General features: G+C 65.1%; 27 protein-coding genes and 1 riboswitch. Of the genes, 24 read left to right on the plus strand and 3 right to left on the minus strand.

What is annotated here, in order from left to right; translation table 11 throughout:
• Window positions 1–280 precede the first annotated feature (280 nt).
• A complete protein-coding gene (locus GXP39_06560; protein ID NOZ27698.1) occupies window positions 281–1,780 on the minus strand; it encodes a gluconokinase in 1,500 nt (499 codons plus the stop codon).
• 143 nt (window positions 1,781–1,923) lie between these two features.
• Between GXP39_06560 and GXP39_06565 the strand changes: the two genes are divergently transcribed.
• Together GXP39_06565 and tatA are read left to right on the plus strand one after the other, a co-directional pair.
• Complete coding sequence (locus tag GXP39_06565) at window positions 1,924–2,655, plus strand: HAD-IA family hydrolase (GenBank protein ID NOZ27699.1); 732 nt, start codon at window positions 1,924–1,926, stop codon at window positions 2,653–2,655.
• 262 nt (window positions 2,656–2,917) lie between these two features.
• Window positions 2,918–3,106: a twin-arginine translocase TatA/TatE family subunit gene (tatA, locus tag GXP39_06570; protein ID NOZ27700.1), complete on the plus strand. Its 189-nt coding sequence runs from the start codon at window positions 2,918–2,920 to the stop codon at window positions 3,104–3,106.
• Window positions 3,107–3,178: 72 nt separating this feature from the next.
• Here the strand turns inward: tatA and GXP39_06575 are convergent, their stop codons facing one another.
• Together GXP39_06575 and GXP39_06580 are read right to left on the minus strand one after the other, a co-directional pair.
• Window positions 3,179–3,652: an HAD family hydrolase gene (locus GXP39_06575; GenBank protein NOZ27701.1), complete on the minus strand. Its 474-nt coding sequence runs from the start codon at window positions 3,650–3,652 to the stop codon at window positions 3,179–3,181.
• Window positions 3,653–3,711: 59 nt separating this feature from the next.
• Window positions 3,712–4,563: a sugar phosphate isomerase/epimerase gene (locus GXP39_06580; protein NOZ27702.1), complete on the minus strand. Its 852-nt coding sequence runs from the start codon at window positions 4,561–4,563 to the stop codon at window positions 3,712–3,714.
• 153 nt (window positions 4,564–4,716) lie between these two features.
• Window positions 4,717–4,876: riboswitch (cobalamin riboswitch) on the plus strand.
• Between the two features lie 151 nt (window positions 4,877–5,027).
• Here GXP39_06580 and cobT point away from each other — a divergent pair.
• From cobT to GXP39_06690, 22 genes are all read left to right on the plus strand, one after another.
• Window positions 5,028–6,083, plus strand: coding sequence for a nicotinate-nucleotide--dimethylbenzimidazole phosphoribosyltransferase (gene cobT / locus GXP39_06585; protein NOZ27703.1), 1,056 nt, complete (start codon window positions 5,028–5,030; stop codon window positions 6,081–6,083).
• Window positions 6,076–6,822: an adenosylcobinamide-GDP ribazoletransferase gene (cobS, locus tag GXP39_06590; protein NOZ27704.1), complete on the plus strand. Its 747-nt coding sequence runs from the start codon at window positions 6,076–6,078 to the stop codon at window positions 6,820–6,822. Before cobT ends, cobS begins: the two co-directional genes overlap by 8 nt.
• Window positions 6,819–7,601 (plus strand): sugar phosphate isomerase/epimerase, encoded by a 783-nt coding sequence (locus tag GXP39_06595; protein ID NOZ27705.1) that lies wholly within the window; start codon window positions 6,819–6,821, stop codon window positions 7,599–7,601. The genes cobS and GXP39_06595 overlap by 4 nt, the downstream gene beginning before the upstream one ends.
• The gene (gene cobU / locus GXP39_06600; GenBank protein NOZ27706.1) at window positions 7,601–8,203 is read left to right on the plus strand and encodes a bifunctional adenosylcobinamide kinase/adenosylcobinamide-phosphate guanylyltransferase; all 603 of its coding nucleotides are present in this window, start codon (window positions 7,601–7,603) and stop codon (window positions 8,201–8,203) included. The genes GXP39_06595 and cobU overlap by 1 nt, the downstream gene beginning before the upstream one ends.
• Before the next feature lie 504 nt (window positions 8,204–8,707).
• Window positions 8,708–9,088 carry a PadR family transcriptional regulator gene (locus GXP39_06605; GenBank protein NOZ27707.1) on the plus strand — a complete coding sequence of 127 codons (381 nt, stop codon included), beginning with the start codon at window positions 8,708–8,710 and terminating at the stop codon, window positions 9,086–9,088.
• Window positions 9,089–9,185: 97 nt separating this feature from the next.
• The gene (locus GXP39_06610; GenBank protein ID NOZ27708.1) at window positions 9,186–9,446 is read left to right on the plus strand and encodes a DUF5320 domain-containing protein; all 261 of its coding nucleotides are present in this window, start codon (window positions 9,186–9,188) and stop codon (window positions 9,444–9,446) included.
• Window positions 9,447–9,989 (plus strand): 4Fe-4S dicluster domain-containing protein, encoded by a 543-nt coding sequence (locus tag GXP39_06615; protein NOZ27709.1) that lies wholly within the window; start codon window positions 9,447–9,449, stop codon window positions 9,987–9,989.
• A 333-nt stretch (window positions 9,990–10,322) separates the two neighbouring features.
• Complete coding sequence (locus GXP39_06620; protein NOZ27710.1) at window positions 10,323–10,694, plus strand: DUF5320 domain-containing protein; 372 nt, start codon at window positions 10,323–10,325, stop codon at window positions 10,692–10,694.
• Between the two features lie 342 nt (window positions 10,695–11,036).
• Window positions 11,037–12,344, plus strand: coding sequence for an MFS transporter (locus GXP39_06625; protein NOZ27711.1), 1,308 nt, complete (start codon window positions 11,037–11,039; stop codon window positions 12,342–12,344).
• A 39-nt stretch (window positions 12,345–12,383) separates the two neighbouring features.
• Complete coding sequence (locus tag GXP39_06630; protein NOZ27712.1) at window positions 12,384–13,211, plus strand: MBL fold metallo-hydrolase; 828 nt, start codon at window positions 12,384–12,386, stop codon at window positions 13,209–13,211.
• Window positions 13,212–13,269: 58 nt separating this feature from the next.
• Window positions 13,270–14,298, plus strand: coding sequence for an ATP-binding cassette domain-containing protein (locus tag GXP39_06635; protein NOZ27713.1), 1,029 nt, complete (start codon window positions 13,270–13,272; stop codon window positions 14,296–14,298).
• Window positions 14,298–15,062, plus strand: a complete 765-nt coding sequence (locus GXP39_06640) for an ABC transporter permease (GenBank protein ID NOZ27714.1) — start codon at window positions 14,298–14,300, stop codon at window positions 15,060–15,062. Before GXP39_06635 ends, GXP39_06640 begins: the two co-directional genes overlap by 1 nt.
• Before the next feature lie 60 nt (window positions 15,063–15,122).
• On the plus strand, window positions 15,123–15,689 hold the full coding sequence (locus tag GXP39_06645; protein ID NOZ27715.1) for a dinitrogenase iron-molybdenum cofactor biosynthesis protein: 567 nt from the start codon (window positions 15,123–15,125) through the stop codon (window positions 15,687–15,689).
• Window positions 15,690–15,855: 166 nt separating this feature from the next.
• Complete coding sequence (locus GXP39_06650; GenBank protein ID NOZ27716.1) at window positions 15,856–16,335, plus strand: dinitrogenase iron-molybdenum cofactor biosynthesis protein; 480 nt, start codon at window positions 15,856–15,858, stop codon at window positions 16,333–16,335.
• A 7-nt stretch (window positions 16,336–16,342) separates the two neighbouring features.
• Window positions 16,343–17,221 (plus strand): P-loop NTPase, encoded by an 879-nt coding sequence (locus tag GXP39_06655; protein ID NOZ27717.1) that lies wholly within the window; start codon window positions 16,343–16,345, stop codon window positions 17,219–17,221.
• Complete coding sequence (locus tag GXP39_06660) at window positions 17,218–18,099, plus strand: (4Fe-4S)-binding protein (protein NOZ27718.1); 882 nt, start codon at window positions 17,218–17,220, stop codon at window positions 18,097–18,099. The genes GXP39_06655 and GXP39_06660 overlap by 4 nt, the downstream gene beginning before the upstream one ends.
• Window positions 18,096–18,428, plus strand: coding sequence for a DUF59 domain-containing protein (locus GXP39_06665; GenBank protein NOZ27719.1), 333 nt, complete (start codon window positions 18,096–18,098; stop codon window positions 18,426–18,428). The genes GXP39_06660 and GXP39_06665 overlap by 4 nt, the downstream gene beginning before the upstream one ends.
• 33 nt (window positions 18,429–18,461) lie before the next feature.
• Window positions 18,462–19,676, plus strand: a complete 1,215-nt coding sequence (locus tag GXP39_06670; GenBank protein ID NOZ27720.1) for a cation diffusion facilitator family transporter — start codon at window positions 18,462–18,464, stop codon at window positions 19,674–19,676.
• A gap of 153 nt (window positions 19,677–19,829) precedes the next feature.
• Window positions 19,830–20,189, plus strand: coding sequence for a C_GCAxxG_C_C family protein (locus GXP39_06675; GenBank protein NOZ27721.1), 360 nt, complete (start codon window positions 19,830–19,832; stop codon window positions 20,187–20,189).
• 136 nt (window positions 20,190–20,325) lie between these two features.
• Window positions 20,326–21,147, plus strand: a complete 822-nt coding sequence (locus tag GXP39_06680) for a DUF364 domain-containing protein (protein ID NOZ27722.1) — start codon at window positions 20,326–20,328, stop codon at window positions 21,145–21,147.
• A gap of 31 nt (window positions 21,148–21,178) precedes the next feature.
• Window positions 21,179–21,385: a hypothetical protein gene (locus GXP39_06685; GenBank protein ID NOZ27723.1), complete on the plus strand. Its 207-nt coding sequence runs from the start codon at window positions 21,179–21,181 to the stop codon at window positions 21,383–21,385.
• 277 nt (window positions 21,386–21,662) lie between these two features.
• A partial coding sequence (locus tag GXP39_06690) for a cell division protein FtsH (GenBank protein NOZ27724.1) occupies window positions 21,663–22,224 on the plus strand: 562 nt, incomplete at its 3' end.

A 22,224-nucleotide genomic window follows, 5' to 3' on the forward strand; every position in this document is an offset into this window, starting at 1 on the left:
CTGAGCATAGATTTCTTCAGAGGGGCTGCCGTCCCTCCGAGCCACCCCGGAGATGTGGGGCCACGTCCGTATCGCTTAACTTGATACCAATGGGGCGCAACGCCGTTGCGTCCAACGCCCTTTCCCAAGTGAGGCGAGGTTGATCTGAGGTGCCTGGGGGGAGTCTCCGTTAGATTTTTGAAAAGTCCCGTCCAGACCTCTCCTCCTGGAGATCCCGCAGGGAACCCGGATAGCCGGAAACCAGCAGCGGCGGCGTGGGAGCCGCCGCTACTACCTCTCGTCAGCCTCCGGCCGGGCGTCGGCCGATCAACTTATCGTAAAGATCCTGCTGGCGCTCGATGGCCTGCTGATAGCGCTCGTGCCGGTCCGGGCGCGGGCGGAACGTATCGCCCAGCGCGGGCTCCAGATCGCTGGCATCCTGCACAACACCCAGCGCCTCCAGAGCCAGAAGCGCGGCCCCGCGGCTGGTCGCCTCGGACTCCGCAGAGGCGATCACGGGGCGCCCCAACACGTCGCTCAGGATCTGCGTCCACGCGGGGGAGCTCAACATGGCCCCGCCGGAGACGATGACCTCCTCGGCCCCTTCGACGGCCTGATTCAACAGCCGATAGATCAGGGCGAAGCGATACGCGACCGCCTCCAGCCCGGCTTGCAGCAGATCGATGGGACGCGTATGCCAGCCGATGCCGGTGAAGGCCGCGCGGGCGTGTCCCGCCCAGCCAGGCGCCCGCTCCCCCGCCAGGAAAGGCAGCACGGTCAGCCCATGCGCGTCGGCCTCCGCCTCGGCCAGCTGACGCTCGATCTCCTCCGCCGATCCCAGTTGAAGCGTCTGGCGCAGCCACTGGAAGACGTTGCCGGTGTTGCTCAGCGCGCCCCCCAGCAGGCTGCGCTTGCGGTCCACCCGATAGCACCACAGGCCGCTCGGCACCTGATCCGGCGTGCCGGGAAGCACCACACGCATCGCCCCGCTGGTGCCCGCGTTGACCGCGATGCGGCGTGGCGTGGTGCATCCGCTCCCCAGGTTGCTGCCCGCCCCGTCGCCCACGGCCAGGAACCAGGGGATCTCCGCCAACGCCGGCCAGCGCCGTGCGAACTCCGACTGCAGGCCTCGCAGAGCGGTGTCCGCATCCCCCAACGGGGATAGCTGCGACTCGTCAATGGGGAGCAGGGACAACCACTCACGGTCCCAGGTCAACCGTCGCCGGTCAAGCAGTCCTGTCCACGAGGCGACGGAGTAGCTGCATATGGCCTGACCGAACATGCGCAGGTGGAGATACTCGCTGATGGACATCCACCGCTGCGCCCGTTTCAACAGATCAGGTTGGGTGCGCTGGAGCCACAGGAAGCGGGGCGGAAGATAGCTGGGGTGGATCATGCAGCCCGTCCGATTGTGCACGGCGGCCTCGTCGAGCCGAGAGCGAAGCTCGGCGGCATCCGGCGCCGAGCGGGTATCCGCCCAGATATACACGGGGGTCACCGCCCGGCCATCGGCCACGCCGACCATGGACGAGGCCAGGCTACACGCGCCCACCCCGGCGATCTCACGCGATCGCTCCCCCGCCTGGGAGAGCGCCTGATCCACGCACCCGGCGACGGCCTCCAGGACGACCTCCGGATCCAGCTCGGCGCCCCCGTCAGGCGTGGTGTGGACGGTATAGGAGGCACGAGCCTCCACACCCGAGACCTGTCGCGCCCGGGCGTCGAACAACAGCACGCGAGTGGATGATGTGCCGATATCGAGGGTAAGCACCAAGGGCGTCTCCGCCCTTTGCATGGACACGGGTGACATCCTTTCCTCCTCCCCAAGAAAGTACCCAGAGTATACCCGAAGGGTATCCCGAGTGGCAACGTCGGCTTGGCACCCTCCCTCGGGCATGCTAGAATGGCTCCCACTTACCCACCCACACACGCAAAGGGAGCGATATGATCCGAGCCATCCTCTTCGACCTGGATGACACCCTCCTCGACAATCCCATGGAGCGCTTTCTGCCGCCCTATTTCCAACTGCTCGGACGAGAATTGGGACACCTGCTCCCGCCCGAGCGCCTGATCCCCGAGCTGATGCGGTGTACAGAGCACGTCATCGCGCACCCAGACCCTGGGCGCACCAACGAGGAGCGATTTTGGGAGGCGTTTACCGCTTCCACAGGCCTGCAACGGGAGGCGGTACAACCTCTTACCGACCGCTTTTACGAAGAAGCATTTCCCCGGCTGGAGGGCCTCACGAGGCGCAAGCCGGCAGCGCGAGAGATCATCCAGACCGCGTTCTCCCAGGGATACGACGTGGTGATCGCCACCAACCCACTCTTCCCGAGGCGAGCCATCGAGCACCGCCTGGCGTGGGCGGGTATCCCCGTTGATGAGTTCTCCTACACCCTGGTGACGACGTACGAGATCATGCACGCCAGTAAGCCTCATCCGGCCTACTACCAGGAGATCCTGGATCGGATCGGGCGATCGGCGGATGAGGCGATCATGGTCGGCGACGATCCCACGGAGGACATGGTCGCCCATACGATCGGGATCCATACGTTCTGGATCCACGAGCGCGCGCCGGATCAGCCTCCACCGCCTCTGGCGGAGGGACACGGGAGCCTGGCCGACTTCGGAAAGCTCCTACGGGGGGGAGCGCTGCGCACGTGGCCGCCCCAGTAGCCCGGCCTGATCCGCCCCAATCAGGCCGGGCAAAAGCAGGTTCCAGGTTGAAAAGGGAATGTTTGGGCGAAGTGAGGTCCCTCTGCCCTATCCCTGAGGACTTGCGATGGACATCGTGGGCTGGTTCGCGGCGTTTCCACCATTTCGGATACGCCATCCGGCCTGGGGACTTGTCGGGGACTGTAGAATGTGGTAATCTTAGGATGCGAGCGCACCGTGGTCGTACCCGGTCGCATCTCACCGGAGGAGGTGACCAGTCACCATGCCGAACCTAGGGCCAATGGAGCTCATCATCATCTTATTGATCGTGCTGTTCATCTTCGGCGCCGGCCGTTTGCCCGAGCTGGGAGGAGCCATTGGGCGGGGGATTCGCGACTTCCGCAAGGCCCTGAACGAGGACGACGAGGAGAGCTCGCCCAAGCCCGCGAAGCCAGGATCCCAGGACGCCTAAGAGCGGTTCACCATACCCAAATGATAAAGCCGGCTGGCCGATCCATGAGCCAGCCGGCTTTCGTTGACCCGTTCACGCCCGCCGCAGTGTGGCAATCAGCCGCCGGGGATATTGAAGCAACATCAGCCCGTCCGCCGGGCTGGTGACCAAGATATCCGCCTCCAAAACGGCCTGCAACGCGGCTCCCTCTCCACCCACGACAGCGATGGAGAGCGCCGCCTCCGCGAGCATCTTCGCATCGTTCATCCCGTTTCCCATCGCGACCACCCGCTCCGCCCCCAGCTCACACACGACGGCCTGCTTCTGCGCGGTCTGATCGCCGGGGTCCAGGCGGCGTAACGGGATATCCAGCTCCTGGGCGACCCGCGCCGCCGTCCCATGGGTATCCGCCGTCAACAGCACCGGCTGTAGGTGAGGCCGCAACGCCCGCAGGGCCTCGGCGACCCCCGGCTGAAGGATCCCGTCCACAGCCAACGTACCGTTCAGATCCATGACCAGATGCTCCAGACGCAGCACGCGCCAGCCAGGAATGTCGATCTCCAGCATCGCACTCGCTCCTGATCATTCCGCCTAGGGCCGAACGCTTTCGACCCACGAGGCCCCGTCTATCCGCGCAGCGCCGGGCCGAACGCCTCTCGCAACATGGCCAGGCTCTGCGGGATACCCTCATCGGGATGTGCCTTCCCCTCGAACTCCAGCGAGATGTATCCCCGAAAGCCGACCCGCTCCAGCAGCTCCCGGACCTGTCGGTAGTCGATCTCCAACGTGTAGTAGATGCCGCCGCCCACGTACGTCTTGGCGTGCACCATGACCGCGTAGGGCGCCAGGGCGGCGCGCTGCGCCTCCGCGTCGGTCAGGAAGTTCCCGGTGTCCAGGATCACACGCAACCAGGGAGAGCCCACCCCCTCGAGGATGCGGCGAGTCCCCTCAGCATCGCCGGTGAAGCCCCAGTGATTCTCCAGGCCCAACACAACCCCATGCTGCTCGGCATAGTAGGTGCACATCTGAAAGGCCTCGATCACCCAACCCAGGGCCTGCTCGTCCGTGTAGCCCTCCAGAGGCGGCTCCTTGCCTCCGGCCGCCATATAAGCATCGAAGTCGGGGATCGTGCCCCAGCGCCCTCCGAAGACACGCACCACGCCCGCTCCCAGATAGGCGGCGACATCCACCCATTTGGTGACGATCTCCATCTGCCGCCGACGCTCCTCCGGATCAGGGTTCACGAAGTTGTGATGAGCGGACACGGCGCAGATCTCGATCCCGTTCTTGAGCGCCGTGTACTTGAGATCGTTTAGATAGCTGCGCTCCGTGGACTCGAACTGCACGCCCAACAGCTCAATACCCGAGACGCCGTAATCGGCGGCGGCCCGGATCATGTCGGTGAGCGGGGGACACTCCGGCCCCTCGACCTGCTGCCCGAACCGATTGAACGAATAGCTGGAGATGGCGAGCTTCATCGTTTCCCCCTCAACGGAACGTATTTGCGCACGGATCCCCCGGCGTATCCAAAGCGGATCTCGATCGCACGCACTATACCGCCAGACAGCCCGGTTGGCAACCGACGCTTTGACAAGCCCCACCCGGTATGCTACACTCCCGCCGTCCATTTCACATACGCTCCGATCCGAGGTGCCCCTGTCCCGGATGGCAGGGGCCGTAAGGGCGAAGCCGGTGACCCGTCACGCCCGGGAAGTCCGGCGCTGTCCCGCAACTGTAGGGTCAGCTCACGCTGACCGAGCCAGGTCGACCGCCTCGGAGGAGCCCGTTAACCTTCGTGGATTGGGGTTAGGGCTGGCGTTGGCGCACCGATGCCAGCGCCATGAGCGAGCACGAGACCCGGCCCGCTGCCCTATGGCCGGGTATTTTGCTTCCCTCCCCTGCCGCCCCAACCCGTCATCACCCGAGAGGAGGAAGCTTCCCAATGATCATGGAACGAATCCACGGGATCACCCCGCCGAACGAGGAGGCCATGGATGCCGCCCGCGCTCGCCAGACCACGCTGACGAAGCCCGCCGGCAGCCTGGGACGCCTGGAAGACCTCAGCGTGCAACTGGCCGGGATCACCGGCCAATGCCCGCCGCCCATCCCGACGCGCAAGGCCGTGCTCGTCTTCGCCGGTGATCACGGCGTCGTCGCGCAGGGCGTGAGCGCCTTCCCCCAAGAGGTCACCCCCCAGATGGTACTGAATTTCCTGCGGGGCGGCGCGGCCATCAACGTGTTGGCCAGACAGGCGAACGCTCGCGTGGTCGTAGTCGACGCGGGGGTGGCCGCGAACATCCCCCCCGCGGACGGGCTGATCCAGGGGAAGATCGCCCCCGGCACGGCGGATTTCACCATGGGCCCTGCCATGACCCGAGAGCAGGCCACGGCGGCCCTGGAGCTGGGAGCGCGCGTGGCCCAGGAGGAGATCGAGCGGGGCCTCGACCTGCTGGCATGTGGCGACATGGGCATCGGCAACACGACCCCTTCCGCCGCGATCACTTCAGTCATCACCGGCGCCACCCCTCGAGAGGTCACCGGCCCGGGCACCGGCATCGATCCGGACGCCCTGGAACACAAGATCCAGGTGATCGAGGCGGCCATCGCTCGCAACCGGCCGAACCCAAACGACGGCCTCGACGTGTTGAGCAAGGTAGGCGGCTACGAGATCGGGGCCATCGCCGGCGCGATGATCGCGGCCGGGGCGGCCCGCGTGCCCGTCGTGGTAGATGGCTTCATCGCCACCGCCGGAGCGCTGATCGCCTGCACCCTGGCGCCGGGGCTGCGTCCCTACCTCATCGCCGGGCACCGATCGCAGGAGCCCGGGCACGACATCGCGCTGGCCCACCTGGGCCTGGAGCCGCTGTTGGACCTGCGATTGCGTTTGGGCGAGGGCACCGGCGCCGTCCTGGCGTTCCACATCGTGGAGGCCGCAGCCCGGATCATCAACGAGATGGCCACCTTCGCCGAGGCCGGGGTGAGCGAGCGAAGTGAATGACCTCCTGCGGGCTTTGAGCCTGCTCACCATCCTGCCCGTGCGCCCCAACTGGGACGAGCGCATCCCGTTGGGGCGCTCTATGGCGTTCTATCCGCTGGTCGGCCTGGGGATCGGAGGGCTGCTAGCCGGCCTGGCAGCCCTCCTCGCCCGCCTGGGATGGGCGGCCGGACCCCTCACATCCCTGCGCGCCGCGCTTCTGCTGATCGCCTGGGTGACGACCACCGGCGGCCTACATCTGGATGGCTGGGGCGACGCCTGTGACGCGCTATTCTCCACTGTGGACCGCGAACGGCGATTGGAAATTTTGCGCGATCCCCGGCTGGGCAGCTTCGGCGCCACCGGGATCGTCCTGCTCCTGCTGACCAAATTCGCGGCGCTCCAGGCGACCGCCGGCGCCTTCCCACTCGTGCTGGCCCCCACGCTGAGCCGTTGGGCCGTCGTCCTGGCGGCATGGGGATGGCCCAGCGCCCGGCCGGGCGGCATGGGCGACCGGTTCCGGCAGGGACTGAGTTGGAGCCGGGTGGCGGCGGCCACCCTGATCGCCCTGACCCCAAGCGTCCTGGCCGGAACGGAGGGAGCAGTGGCCGCCGTCGTCGCGTTGCTCGCCATGCTGGCGATGGCGCGATTCGCTGCCCGACGCCTGGGCGGCCTCACAGGCGATATCTATGGGGCCATCGCTGAGGGTGTGGAGGTCATCGTCCTCATCGCCTGGATCGTGGCGCAGGGGGTCCTCCCATGAGACTCGGGTCGACGTCCTATGTCTACCCGGCCGACATCCTGCCCAACGTGGAGCGCCTGGCAGGCACCGTGGACGACATCGAGCTCGTCCTGTTCGAGGTGGATGACTACGGCAGCAACCTGCCGGATGAGAGGACCGTCGCCCGACTGAACGAGCTGGCCGCGCAGCACGATCTGACGTATACCGTCCACCTCCCGCTGGACCTGCGCCTGGCCGACGATGGGAGCGCAGCCGATATCTCGCTGGAGAAGGCCCATAAGGTGGTCCGGTGCACACAGGCATTGCAGCCCTGGGGATACATCGTGCACCTGAACGGCGAAGCGCTGGAAGACGCCCCTTCTCCGGAGGCCCTGGCACGCTGGCGAGACCGGGCACGCCGATCCCTGGAGATCCTCGGCAGCTGGCTGGACGATCCCCGCGGGATCTGCCTGGAGAACGTAGAACGATGGGATCCGGCCGCGTTCGCCCCCATCGTCCAGGACATGCCCATCAGCCGTTGCATCGACGTCGGCCATCTGTGGGTGCAAAACGTCGATCCGCTCGAGCACCTGAGCGCCTGGATCGAGCGCACGCGCGTCGTCCACGTGCACGGCGTGACGGATCGGGATCACCGATCGCTGGCCCACGTACCGCCGGAGCGATTGGATCCCATTGTGGACTTCCTGATCCACCGCTACCAGGGCGTCATCACGCTGGAAGTCTTCGGGGAGGCGGATTTCTTCAGTTCAAAAGAGAGTTGGGACGCCGCCGTACGTCGCGTTCTGGAGAGGAGGCCATGATGGCGCAGATGACTCTGGTCCTGGGAGGGGCGCGCAGCGGCAAGAGCGCCTACGCGCAACAGCTGGCCCTGGCCCGCGGAGGCGACCGAGTGCTATACGTAGCGACCGCCGAGCCGCTGGACGAGGAGATGGAGGAGCGCATCGCCGCCCATCGGACGGAGCGACCCGCCGCGTGGCACACACTGGAAGCCCCCAGGGGCGTGGGTTTCGCCATCCGGCGATGGCTGGACGCCGCCAAGGTCCCCCCTGCGGTGGTGCTGGTCGACTGCCTGACCCTCCTGATCAGCAACGTGCTTCTGAAGCAGGACTCATCTGATCCGGCGACCAGTGAAGCGGCCGCATTGGATGAGATCGAACAGCTGCTGGCCACAGCGCGAGAAACCGACGCCTCATGGATCGTAGTCAGCAACGAGGTCGGCATGGGGCTGGTGCCGCCGTACCCGCTAGGTCGGGCCTATCGGGACGCCCTGGGACGGGTGAACCAGCGGGTGGCGGCCGCGGCCGACGAGGTGCTGCTAATGATCGCCGGGATCCCCTGGCAGCTAAAGCCGGCTCCGTCGCCCGGATCTCCCCCTCCCTCGGCCACACCCGCCTCACAATGATCCCCCGGATCCCCTCTCACCCCGGATAGATCTCTGCTCGAGAGCGCGTCTGAAAATTCACCGGCAAGATGTTCTGAGGGTCTCCCCCAACGACCAGCTCCACAGGGGGAGGTGTGGAGGGGGCCTCCCCTCCACGGAAATCCCACTTTTCCGGCCCGCACCTGCCTCTCTCGGCCCTTTCCGCGGAACCCAGGCCGAGGCTGGACAGGTCGAGGGCAAAAGAAGGGCTTTTTCCGGAGGAACGGAGCCCCTCCGGGCCTCCCCCCAGCAGAAGCAACGGCATTTTTCAGACACACTCTTAGCGCCTCAGTGGCTTCGTGATGTATTTTTCAGACACATTCAGAGCTCGAAGTTCCTCGCGAGAGCTCTCATCCAAAGAGACAATTGGCACATCTACTATATTGACAAATTGCACATAGTGTGTTATAATCCATATCGGAAAAGAGACATGGGCAATCAACACGGGGGATAGGAATGCCAAGAAGACGATGGCGAAGACGACACATGGGAGGGGCTCTCGGCGGCGGTGCATGTCCGCGACGTATCGCCCGATTTATCGAGCCGTGCCTTTTGGTGCTGCTGCGAGAGGGGGCCAGCCACGGATACAACCTGGTAGACGGGCTACGACGCTTCGGGTTCGTCGAGGGATCCATCGATCCCAGCATCGTCTACCGGACGTTGCGGGAGATGGAGCAGGAGGGACTGGTCATCTCGGAGTGGGACACGACCGGCTCGGGACCGCCCCGGCGGGTATACCGGGTGACGCCAGCCGGCGAGGAGTACCTGCAGTGGTGGATCGAGGACCTGCGTCGAACCCGAGAGGAGTTGGATCGATTCCTCGCCATATACGAAGGCAAGGAGGATCGCACCACTCCGTCGGAGTGAGCGGTCACCTCCGCGACCGCTGAGTGACGACATGCAAGATGCTCGCGCAGTCGAGAGCCTCTCCCGGGAAGAGCGGTGAATACGGGGAGGTGAGAGCATGAGATACCGATGGATGTACTCCATGACCGGACTGCCGGGATGGATGCGCTTCGGATGGAGCCCGGGCTGGGGCTGGCGCGGCGGGCCAGGGCCAGCGGCCTGGTACGGGCCGCCAGCGCCATGGTGGGGCGTATCCGCTCCCATCGACGAGCTGACCTTCCGGAAGAACCAACAGACCTGGCTGCGCAACCAGCTCGCCTGGGTTGAGGAGCGCATCGCCGAGCTGGAGAGGACATCACACGGGGAGGAGGCGAGCTAGGTGTATCGGGTCGACGAGGAGCTATGCCTGGGATGCGCGGTCTGCGTCCAGGCCTGCCCACAGCAAGCGATCCAGTTGGTGGACGGCAGGGCACACATCGTCTCCGAGCGTTGCACGGACTGCGGCGTGTGCGCGGAGGCATGCCCGCAAGGCGCGATCCGGCAGGTCGCGCCGGAGCCCGTGAGGGCTGCCGCTCAGCCGATCGAAAAGGCGGAGCCCATCGTCCCTGTCACACCGATGACCCCGGCCAAGCCACCGCAGCCGGTGATCCACGCACAGGGCGAGGTGCTGCCAGAGGCGAAGCCTTTGGCCGACTGGAAGGCACGCCTGTGGCCAGCCATCGGCAGCGCGCTGATCTGGGCGGGCCGAGAACTTCTCCCCGAGCTTTTGGCCTCCTGGCGCCTGCCTGCGGCCCAGACGCCCAGCGCGTCCACGCGCCTGAACGAGGATCCGAGGAGGCCGAGGAGCCGCGCTCAGGCGAAGGCCCCGTTCGGGCGCCAGAAGCGACGCCGGCTGCGGGCGGGATGGCGAGGCGGACGGTGACATAAGCTTCCGCCAGAGCCGTTTCGTCACAACGCCCGCCCGCGAATTCCTATCACGAGGAGGTGATCCTTCATGCCGTTGTTCGGACGCGGTCAAGGACGAGGTGGCGGCCGAGGCGCCGGCCAGGGCGGCCGCGGCCGTATGGGTGGAAATCGACCGGGCGCAGGCCCGGGCGGCTACTGCGTATGCCCGAACTGCGGGCACCGGGCGCCACATCAGGCGGGCACGCCCTGCTATCAGATGCAGTGCCCCAAATGTGGCGCCACGATGATGAGAGAGTGAGCCACGTGCAAAGGCGCCGATAGGGCCACACTGACGAGAGGAGGTCTTGCGATGCCACGAGGAGATGGAACCGGCCCCATGGGATTGGGGCCGATGACCGGCCGAGGGGCCGGATTCTGCGCCGGCTTCGGTATGCCGGGCTTCATGAACCCGTTCGGCTACCGGATGGGGCTGGGATGGCGACGCGGCGCGTGGGGTATCGGAGGTGGCCACGGCTGGCGGAACATGTACTACGCCACCGGGCTGCCCGGCTGGGCTCGCGCCGGCTATGCCCCAGCAGGAAGCGCACGTCCCGCCTACGAGGCGCCGACGGCCGCACGGGAGCAGGAGGTCGAAGCACTTCGAGCCCAGGCAGAGCAACTGAAAACACAGTTAGAGGCCATCGCCCGGCGTATCGAAGAGCTGGAAACGGCTTCCGCATGACACATCGGGGCAGGGCAACCGAGGGTAGCGCCCTCGGCACCCTGCCCCGACGCCGTTCTGACGATTCCTTCGCTTCCCCGTGGATAGGGGACGCATCGCCAACTCGCTCTTTAAAAACCCACCCGCTCCCCGCGAAACCCAAGGCATCCTCTCAACCCGCCCCGGGAAGGCCCGTCGCGCCCACTCCAGCGAGAGCCCAGGCGCCGCCCGGAGCGCTCGATGATACCTTTTCCCGGCCCCCGCATCTATGAAGGGGACATACCCTTCCTCTGACCCGCTACCGGTAGGGAACCCGTGCATCGGCCGGGCAGAGGACAGATCGCGAGGGGGAGATGAAGGCCTATGACGACAGAGACCCTATCACGTGAGGCGCTGGGCAGGTTCGAGACGGAGGTTGCCACCTATTATCGCAGGAACTTCACCGCCGGGTTGGTTCACGGGGTGTTCTTCCAGGCCTCAGCGGCCTTCGTGGACACATACACGGTGTTGCCCGCGTTTGTGGGCATGCTGACCCCGTCCAAGATGGCCGTGGGGCTGGTGGCCGCCATCGCCGGCCTGGGCAGCATTCTGCCGGAGCTCTTCACCGCTTATCTGGTGGAGGGGAAAGCGCGCAAGAAGCCCTATCTCCTGGGCGTGATCACCGTGCGGTGGATCTCGTGGGCGGTTCTGGCAGTGCTGACCTACCGATACGCGTTGACCCGGCCTGATCTGGTGCTGATGGTCTTCTTCGGCCTGCTGTTGCTCTTCTCCCTGGCCGGTGGCATGGGCACCGTGGTGTACGCGGATATCTTCGCACGGGCGATCCCGACCGAGCGACGTGGTCGATTCGTGGGCACCCGGAATCTGCTGGGCTACGCGCTGGCTGTAGGAGCCGGGGCCGTGGTCCGAACCATCCTGCAAGACGACCTGCGCTTTCCATTCCCGATGAACTACGCCACACTGTTCGGGCTGAGCGGGGTTGCCCTGGCCATCGCCTTCACCGGCTTCGCGTTGATCCGGGAACCCATCTACCCCGCCCGACACCAGGCGATCTCCCTTCGTGATCTGTTGCGCCGCTCGGCGGGATTGGTGAAGGCCAGCGCCAATTTCCGAACCCTGCTGATCACCAATGGGCTGCTGATGACCGGCCTGGCGCTGGCGCCCTTCTACATCGTCTACGCCCGCCAGGAGCTCCAGGTAGCCCCCGGGCTGATCGGGGTCTTCCTGTCGGCCCAGATGATCGGGGCGGCCGCATCCAATTTGCTTTGGGGATGGCTGGGCGACCGACACGGCAATCGGCTCGTCATCGTCGCTGTGTCCATCCTGGGCAGCGCCGCTCCTATCATCGCCCTGGCTATCCCGTCGACGGTGGCCTCGCTATACGCCATCGTCTTCCTGCTCCTGGGGGCCACGCTTAGCGGCATGCGGGTGGGATACGGCAACATCATCCTGGAGATGGCGCCACCCGAGGTGCGCCCAACCTGCGTAGCGCTGCGCGACACGCTGCTGATGCCCATCGCGCTGCTCCCGCTGGCCGCGGGGGCGCTGATCCAGCAGCTGCCCTATATCTGGGTCTTTGGAGCCGGGGCTCTGCTCATGGGGATCAGCTTCCTGGTGAGCTTGCGCCTTCTGGATCCCCGCCACAGCACCGACGGCATGTGCCAGCCGTAAACGGCGCCAGGATGGCTCGATACGATAGGAGTGTACGGAATGGTGAAGGTCACCTGCATAGTCGACAACACCGCCCGGCGAGGGTCCGCCTTTTGGGGCGAGCACGGCCTGTCCTTTCACATCGAGACGGACGAGGGCAGCGCGCTCCTGGACACGGGCCGCAGCGAGGCGGTGTTCCTGCATAACCTCGGCCTGCTGGGCAAGCACCCGCGTGACGTGGACGCTTTGATCCTCAGCCACGCTCACTACGATCACACCGGGGCGGTGGATACGGTCCTGACGCTGCACCCCGGCATGTCCCTCTTCGCCAGCCCCGAGATCTTTCGGCCGCGCTTCTCTCACCGAGGCGGCGTACACAAGTCCATTGGGCTCTCCCTCCCGCAGGATGAGCTCGCCCGGCGATCCGATCTTCGCCTGAGCGCCCAGCCAACGGAGGTGCTACCAGGCGTATGGACCACCGGCGAGATCCACCAGCGGCCGGAGCCACAAGGGCGCAGTTCACACCATTGGGTGCTCCAGGACGGCAAATGGGAGCCTGATCCCTACCGGGATGACATGTCGGTAGTGGTGGAAACAAGGGAGGGGCTCATCGTCATCTGCGGCTGTTGCCACGCGGGGTTGCTGAACACGCTGGCCCACGTGGCCCAAACCTTCCAGCGTCCCATCATCGCCGTCCTGGGGGGCACCCATCTCCAGGACGCCGGAGAGGCGCACCTGCACCATGTGGCGGACGTGCTGCACGACACCTACGGTCACCCCGCCCTCTATCTGAACCATTGCACCGGAGAGCGGGCCCTTGCGCTCCTGGCTAACGCCTTGGGCGATCGGGTCCACCCCTGTCCGGCGGGGACAACAATCGATTTCTAACGAGAATCACCGAGATGGACATCCCATCCCATAGCCACTCGTATTGGAGGACATGTGAATGCCCGAAACCGCAGCAGACGCTATCGAAGTTGATAACCTGACCAAGTACTATGGCCGTCCCGGCAAGGGTGTCCTCGCCGTCGATCACATCAGCTTCACCGTACGCCGGGGTGAGATCTTCGGCTTCCTGGGGCCCAATGGGGCGGGCAAGACGACCACTCAACGCATGTTGACCACGCTGCTGGAACCGACTGAGGGCCGCATGATCATCAATGGGCATGATATGACCCACGACTCCTACCCGGTGAAGCGACAGATGGGCCTGGTGCCGGAGGAGTCGAATGTCTACACAGAGCTGACCGCCTGGGAGAACCTGATGTTCACGGCCAGACTCTATCGGGTTCCCCGGCATGAGCGGGCGTCGCGGGGGCGGGAGCTCCTGGAGATGTTCGGGCTGTGGGAGAAAAGGGACGTCAAGGTGGAGAACTTCTCCAAAGGCATGCGCCGGCGGTTGAGCATCGCCATGGCCATCATTCACCAACCTTCGCTCCTCTTCCTGGACGAGCCGACGCCCGGGTTGGATGCCCAGAGCGCTCGCACCATCAAGGACCTGATCCGCCGGCTGAACGCGGAGGGGACCACGATCTTTCTGACCACCCATCAGATAGAGGAGGCCAATCAACTGTGTGATCGAGTAGCCATCATCAACCATGGCCGGATCGCAGCCATCGACACTCCAGAACGGCTAAAGCAGACCTTCCAGCAGGTGCAATCTGTGGAGGTAGCCCTGGAGCCGGATGGGCAATCCCACGGCGAGGCGCTGGCTTCACTCCCCGGGGTGTCCACCTCGGTCAAGGCAGGGGATAAGTGGCGATTGTACACGCAAGATCCATCGGCGCTACTTCCCCACATCGTTGACTACGCCAGATCGCACGGACTACGGGTGGTCAGTCTAAACACGTTGGGCCCCAGCCTGGAGGACGTATTCCTGCAGATCACGGGACAGTCCATCGGAACGGTACGACACGAGGGCCAAGACGATAATCGCCGCCGAGGAGGGCAAGGCGGCCGAAGGAGAGGTCGATAATGTCGGGCGAATGGCTACAACGAGTACGCGACGAATTGGCACAGACATGGGCCATCACCGTGAAGGACATGAAGGTCTACTACCTGCGGCCGGGGATGATCATGTTCGGCGTGCTGATGCCCTTCTTCCTCTTCTTCTCCTTCTCGGTCCGCCGGGAGATCGCGGCAGCACAAGGAGTCGCCAGGCTTTTGGCGCTGACCATCTTCTTCACCGCGGCAGCCGCCGGCCCGTTCATTATCCCTCTGGAGCGCCGGCTTGGCACCTATGACCGATTGCTGGCCGCGCCGATATCGTTGCCCACCCTGTTGTTGGGGAAGACGGCGGTGGGGGCGCTTTTCGCCCTGGCCGTCTCCTTCATCGCGCTGATCATCGGCGTCACGGTATTCGGCGTAACGATCGCCGCCCCTTGGCTTCTGATCGCCGGGCTGATCCTGGGCGCCTACAGCTTTGCCGCCCTGGGGCTGATCTTCGGCTCCATCCCAACCCGTAACCCGGGGGATGTGCAAATGCCCAGCACGTTGCTGCGTTGGGGGCTCCTGTTCATCAGCGGCGTGTTCATCCCGCTGGAGGAGATGGCGCCGATGGCCCGGGCGGTGGCCTACCTCTCGCCGCTGACCTACGCACAGGATCTGATGAACCACGCGGTGCTGGGAGCGGGACTGCTTAGCCCACGATTGGACATCGTGATCCTGTTCCTCTCCGGCATCCTATTCCTGATGCCGTCCATATGGCTACACCGGCGGAGCCGTGTACTGGGGTACTAAGCGAATGGCTACGGCCACCAACGATTCACAAGCCTAACAACTAGAGCTGAGGAGAGAACCATGAAGATCGTCGTATCAGCCAACGGATACGATCTGGATGCACCGGCCAGCCCCGTCTTCGGGCGCTGCCCCGTCTACGTCTTCGTCGATACGGAGACGATGGCCTTTGAGGCCGTGGACAACCCGGCGCAGGCCGCCAGCGGCGGCGCCGGCATCCAGGCGGCCCAATTCGTCGTCAACCACGGGGCGCAGGCCGTGCTAAGCGGGAACGTCGGCCCCAACGCCTTCGACGTGTTGGCGGCGGCCAACGTGCCCGTCTACCTGGTCGCTGAAGGCACGGTGCGCGATGCGGTCGAGGCGTTCAAGGCCGGCCGTCTGCAACGGATGGACCAGGCCAGCGTGCGAGCACACGCCGGGATGCGCGGCGGACGCGGTATGGGAATGCGCGGTGGCATGGGAGGTAGCCGAGGCATGGGCGCCGGCCGAGGCATGACATCTTCCACGACTCCTCCATCGACGAACGCGCGTACCCGGGAGATCGAGGAGTTGAAGGGGCAGGCCCGCGAGCTGCGCCAACAACTGGCTCAGCTCCTGGACCGCATCGATCAACTGGAGCGAGGATCGTAACACGCCTCTCGGATTATCAATCTCAGAGCGTGTCTGAGAAATAAAGCGGGGTTCCCGTGGAGGGGAGGCCCATCCACACCTCCCCTTGTGGAGCTGGTAGCTGAGGAAGACCCTCAGACACCTTGCCGATAAACTTTCAGACACGCTCTCAGGAGGGGGAAGACACATGCGTATCGCCATTTCCGCTGATGATCCCAACGGACTGGAAGCCATCGTCAGCCCACACTTCGGGCGATGTCCTTACTATGTCCTCGTGGACGTGGAGGAGGGGCAGATCGCGGCCGTCCAGGCGATCGAGAATCCCTACTTTCGGCAACATGCCCCCGGCGTGGTGCCCGAATTCATTCGCCGACAGGGGGCCAATGTCATGCTCACCGGAGGCATGGGCCGTCGCGCGGTGGCCTTCTTCGAGCAGTTCGGCATCGAGCCGGTGACGGGCGCCAGCGGGACGGTGCGCCACGCGCTGTCCCAATACCTGAACGGCGATCTCACGGGCGCCCAACCGTGCCATGAGAGCGTAGCCCATGCCCAACAAGAAGGTGAATACGAGAGGGACGAGGTTGGCCGTCTACGCGAGGAGGCCGAAGGGCTACGGGAGCAACTGAAACAGATCGAGGACCGGTTGGGCCGGTTATCATCCAATTGAGGGAGACATGGTCATCACAGTAGCCAGTGGCAAAGGCGGCACAGGCAAGACCACCGTCGCCGTCAATCTCGGGCTGGCCCTGTCGAAAGCGGGCCAGCCCCCCGTTCATATCGTCGACTGCGATGTAGAGGAGCCCAACGCGGCGCTGTTCCTCCATCCCACGCTGGAGGAACGGGAAGAGGTCGGGCAACTCATCCCAGAGGTGAACCTGGATCTGTGCACCTTCTGCGGCCGCTGCGCCGAGGTGTGTCAGTACAGCGCCATCGCTGTCGTGGGCCAGCGCGTGCTGGTCTTCCCGGAGCTGTGCCACGGGTGCGGGAGCTGCACGCTCAACTGCCCCGAGGGCGCTATCCGCGAGAAGCTCGACGTGATGGGCGTGCTGGAGATGGGACGCGCCGGACCGATCGCCTTCGCTCAGGGGCGCATGAACGTGGGCGAGGCCATGGCCGTGCCCATCATCCGGCAACTGAAACGGCAAGCAATTCCGGAGGACCACGACGGCCAGGTGATCATCCTGGACGCGCCGCCGGGCACCTCCTGCCCCGTGGTAGAGTCCATGCGCGGCTCCGACTACGTGCTCATGGTCACCGAGCCCACCCCCTTCGGGCTGCACGACCTGCGATTGGCCGTCCAAGTCGCCCGAGACGAGCTGGGATTGCCCGTGGGCGTCGTCATCAACCGCGAGGGCATTGGGGACGAGGGCGTGGACGCGTACTGCGAGGAGGAGGGGATCCCCATCCTCATGCGCATCCCGCTGGATCGGCGCATCGCCGAGGCTTACTCCGAGGGCATCCCTATGGTGGAGGCGCTACCGGAGTATCAGGAGGCATTCCTGGCGCTCTATCGGGAGATCGCCCATCGTGTGGGGGTGGAGGTGGCGCCGTGAAACAACTCGTCATCCTCAGCGGCAAGGGCGGGACGGGCAAAACCTCCATCGCCGCTGCGCTGGCCCACCTCGCCTCCTCGGAGATGCGCCTGGTTTTGGCCGACGCCGACGTGGACGCGGCGAACCTCGAGCTCGTGTTGGCCCCCACCCGGGTGGAGGAGCATCCCTTCGAGGGCGGATCCATCGCCGAGATCTCACCCGACAAGTGTGTGGCCTGCGGCGTGTGTGAGGAGGTCTGCCGATTCGACGCCATCATCCCGGGCGACCGGTTCTACCAGGTGGATCGCCTGGCATGCGAGGGATGCGCGGCCTGCTTCTACCAATGCCCGGAGCAGGCCATCCAGATGATCCCCCAACAGGCGGGCGAATGGTACCGATCGGACACCCGCTTCGGCCCGTTATTCCACGCCCACCTGTTCGCCGGGCAGGAGAACTCGGGCAAGCTGGTGACGATGGTCAAGCAGCAGGCCCGCCTGCTGGCACTGGATACGGGCGCCGACCTCCTGTTGGTGGATGGGCCGCCCGGCATCGGCTGCCCGGTGATCTCCGCCAGCGCCGGGGCCGATATGGCCCTGCTGGTGGCCGAGCCCACCATATCGGGCGTACATGATCTGGACCGCGTGCTGGCTACCACGGACCACTTCGGCGTCCCCGCCCGGGTGTTGATCAACAAAGCGGATATCAACCCGGCGCGTGCCGAGGAGATCGAGGCGTTCTGCCGGGAACGGGAGATCCCCATCGCCGGCCGCGTCCCATACGACACCACGGTGACGAAGGCCATGGTGAACGGTCAGCCGATCACCGCGTACGCCGACGGGCCCGCGGCGGAGGCGCTTCGCCGGGCCTGGGCACATCTTCGAGAGGCGTTGCGATCATGAACGAGACGCTGCGAGACGCCGTGCTGGAGCGGCTGAGCCGCGTGATCGATCCGGAGACGGGAGCGGACGTGGTCCGCATGCACCTGATCGAGGATCTGACCGTGGACGAGGCCGGGGTGGCTCACTATCGGTTTCGCCCCTCATCGCCGTTATGCCCCATCGCCATCCCCCTGGCCTTCGCGATCTACAAGGCCGTCGCCGAGATAGAAGGGATCACGGGCCAGGAGGTAGAGGTCGTGGACTACATCGGGGCAGAGGGGCTGAACGAGCTACTTCGTGAGGCGGAGCACGCCAGGCGGGAGAAGGAAGCCGGGGTAGAGGACAGCTGAGGCGAGCGGTGGCGGTCGGAAAAAGGAGGCCGGATGGAGGATAAAGGGGGCACCAATGCGGAGCTGGAGCGATGGGGATGGTCTTCCATCGCCGTCAATGTGACTCTGACCGGCATCAATCTGGCCGTGGCGATGGCCTCAGGAAGCCTGGCGGTGGCCGCGGAGATGGTCCACAATCTGGTGGATCTGCTCGCCTCCGTAGCGGTCCTGGTTGGGCTGAAGCTCTCCACGCGCAAAAGCCGGGATTTCCCCTACGGCCTGTACAAGGTGGAGAACCTGGTTGCGGCCGGGCTGGCGTTCATGATCTTCCTCACCGCCTATGAGATCGGCAAGAAGGCCCTGCTGGCACCCTCCACCACCCCGACCGTATCCGCCTGGGTGCTGGCGGGAGTCATCCTCTCCGTGCTCATCCCGTCCATCTTCAGCCTCTTCGAGCTGCGCGCGGGTGAGAAGGCCAACTCGCCATCCCTCATCGCCGATGCGAAAGAGTATCGGGTCCATGTGCTGACATCGGGCGTCGTGCTGGTGGCCCTGATCTTCCACCGGGCCCCGATCCCGATCGATCGGATCGCCGCGCTGGCGATCGTGGTCGTGGTCGCCCGCACCGGTTGGGAGCTCCTGTCGGACAGCATGCGGGTGCTATTGGACGCGTCCCTGGACCCGGAGACGCTGATGCGCATTCGAGAGATCATTCAGGCGGAGCCCGCCGTCGCCCGGGTGAAATGGGTCACCGGGCGCAACGCCGGGCGCTTTCGCTTCGTGGAGGCAACGATCGAGCTGCGCGTTCGGGACCTGGAGCGCGCCGAGATCATCAGCCGAAACATCGAGCGGCGCATCCGAGAGGAGGTTCCCTTCGTGGAGCGGGTCCTAATCCACGCCGAGCCGCAGGACAGGACCCATCTGCTCTACGCTGTGCCGCTGGCGGATCCGCATGGCACGATCAGCCACCACTTTGGTGACGCCCCATACTTCGCCCTGGTAACCGTTCGGCTGTCCGACCGACAGATCACGGAACAGAGGATGGTCCCCAATCCTCACACGAAAGTGGCAAAAGCAAAGGGGATCCGGGTGGCCGAGTGGCTGATCGCGGAGAAGGTGGACGTCGTGCTGGTGAGGGAGGATCTACAGGGGAAAGGCCCCGCCTACGCGCTGGGCAACGCCGGCGTGGAGATCTACAGAACGGAGGCGGACACGCTGGCTGAGGCGCTCCCCTCTCGGTGGCTTGACGGCGCCGGTCCGTTCGAGTAAGCTTGGTGTCAACACCCCCAACACGCAAGGATCGGACGTCATAAGCTATCCCACAGGGAGAGGAGCATGACCGAACGAGGCGATCAGGTCGCCGAACGAGCGGCCGCATTGATGGCACAAGGACACCATTGATCGGATGCCACGCTGCTCGCCGTGGGCGAGCACTTGTGGGGTACCGTAGATCCTCAGATGATACGCATGGCGATCGCTTTCGGCGGAGGGATCGGAGGCACCTATCAGGAGACCTGCGGCGCGATCAGCGGCGGAGCCATGGTCATCGGACTCCACATGGGGCCCCAGCGTCCCAGGGTGAACGAGGAGCCCATGCGCCAGGCCATCGCCCGATACCGGGAGCGCTTTCTGGAGGAGATCGGGCCGACCCAGTGCGCGGCACTGAGAGAGGAAATGTACGGCCCACAGGGGCGAGAGCCCTGCAGCGTGCTGGTGCAACGCGCCGTGCGTATCCTGCTGGAGGTGCTGGACGAATTCGAACGACCCGATCACGCCGGATGACGAGATCCTCATCGCGATCACTCGAGGAGAGCCTTTCGTCCCGAGAGCGAAGGTGCGAAGGGCTCTCCTCCGTCTGCCAGCATGCTGTTGACCGCTCAGCCCCCTGGCGAACGCCCAAGGCTCAGGAGAATCGTACGTGTCCACACGGGTGCTGAAAGACTTACTGGCAACCCTGCCGGATGGGGAGGTTCAGGACATCCGGGTGGGAATTTACTGGACAGCCGTCACGATCACCGCGGAAGGGGATCGCCGATGCGGCCTGGCGTCCACCCTGCGCGGCGAGGAACGGCACCATCATGGAGGGGAGCCGGCCGTGCGAGATGCCGGGCACCTGACCAAGCTCGGCGCCCGCGAGCTGGCCGAGCTCGTCCTCTCGCGAAGCCCGGTCGAGACAGCGATCGGGATGGCGACAATCAACGCGCTGCTGCCCAGACAGCCCGACCGATGGGTGGAGATCAACGCGGAGGAGGTGATCGCCGAGCGCGGCGCCGGCAGGCGAGTCGCCCTGATCGGGCACTTTCCCTTCGTCCCCCGTCTGAGGGAGCGAGTGGGAACTCTGTGGGTCCTAGAACAACGCCCCCGGGAGGGGGATCTGGCGGCGGAAGCCGCGCCGGAGATCATCCCCCAAGCCGACGTATTGGCCATCACCGGCACCACGCTCATCAACCACACGTTCGAAGAGTTGATGGCCCTCCGCCGTCCGGAGGCGCTCGTGCTGCTCCTGGGGCCGACCACCCCCCTGTCTCCTATCCTGTTCGAGTACGGGGTCCATATCCTATCCGGGGCGGTGGTGGAGAACGCGGATGCCGTGCTTCGTGCGGTAAGCCAGGGGGCGAACTTCCGCCAGGTACGACGCCAGGGCGTGCGACTGGTGACCATGCGGAGATGGCCCTCGGATACGATCTCACCCTCCACGCGTGAAACCAAGCGCCGAGATAAAGCATCTAATGTAAAGTAGGAGGGACAAACCAGGCCAGGAGTGTCACCGGATGGCGATCGTCGAGCCCGTCATCGACGCGGAGATATGCCGGATGTGTCGAGTCTGTCAGGCGAGACGCGCCTGCCGGATGAAAGCCATCGTCCGATTCGACTCGGACGATCTACCCTTCGTAGACGGGGCGAGATGCCGTGGATGCCTGGTCTGCCTGCCCGCCTGCCCCTTCGGAGCCGTACAGAAACCGGCCACGTCCGCATAGAAAAGAACCCTCCCGGATACCCCCGATCGGAAGTCCGATTACGGCCCGAATGCCTCGGTGCAGGTATACTGAAAGGGCTTGGAATCGCCCGCCTCTGACATCATCCCCTCAAAGCACGAGTCGGCTATGCACAGCACGATGGCCGAGCAACCAGAGCGAGCGGCGGCATAGCCGGGTCTCCTTCATCCTGTTTGACACCTGCTCAGCGAATGTGCTACACTAGCATTGAAATGGAACGACCAGCATCTTGCGCCATGTGCGCATTGAGGAATATCGTATGGGATCGAAGTTGATTCGGAATGGGTTGATTTACCTGGTGATCTTCATCGCTTTGGCGACTTTGCTCCTCACCAGCTTCATGCGCGGTCGCGACGAGGCGCCGACGATCCCCCTGGACCAGGTGGCTCGCGATATCCGGGCGGGCGCCATCGAGCAGATCACCGTGCGCGGCGATGAGCTGCAGATCACCTACCGCAAAGGGCAGGAATACGACCGGGCGATCTCCCGCAAGGAGCCAGATGCCAGCGTCTTTGAGACGTTGCTCAACCTCGGCGTATCCCAAGAGGATCTGGCGGCCATCGACTTCCAATTCGCCCCTCCAGGCCGTTGGGAGAACTGGGGAGCGATTCTGGGGACCCTCCTCCCCCTGATCCTCGTAGGCGCCTTCTTCTTCTTCCTGTTGCGTCAGGCCCAAGGAGCAGGCAATCAGGCGTTTGCCTTCGGCAAGAGCCGAGCGAGGATGTTCACGGGGGACAAGCCGACGGTGACCTTCGACGACGTGGCGGGGGCGGAGGAGGCCAAGCAGGAGCTGCTGGAGGTGGTGGAGTTCCTCAAGGAGC

It is taken from the genome of Chloroflexota bacterium (assembly GCA_013152435.1).
Lineage (GTDB): Bacteria > Chloroflexota > Anaerolineae > DUEN01 > DUEN01 > DUEN01.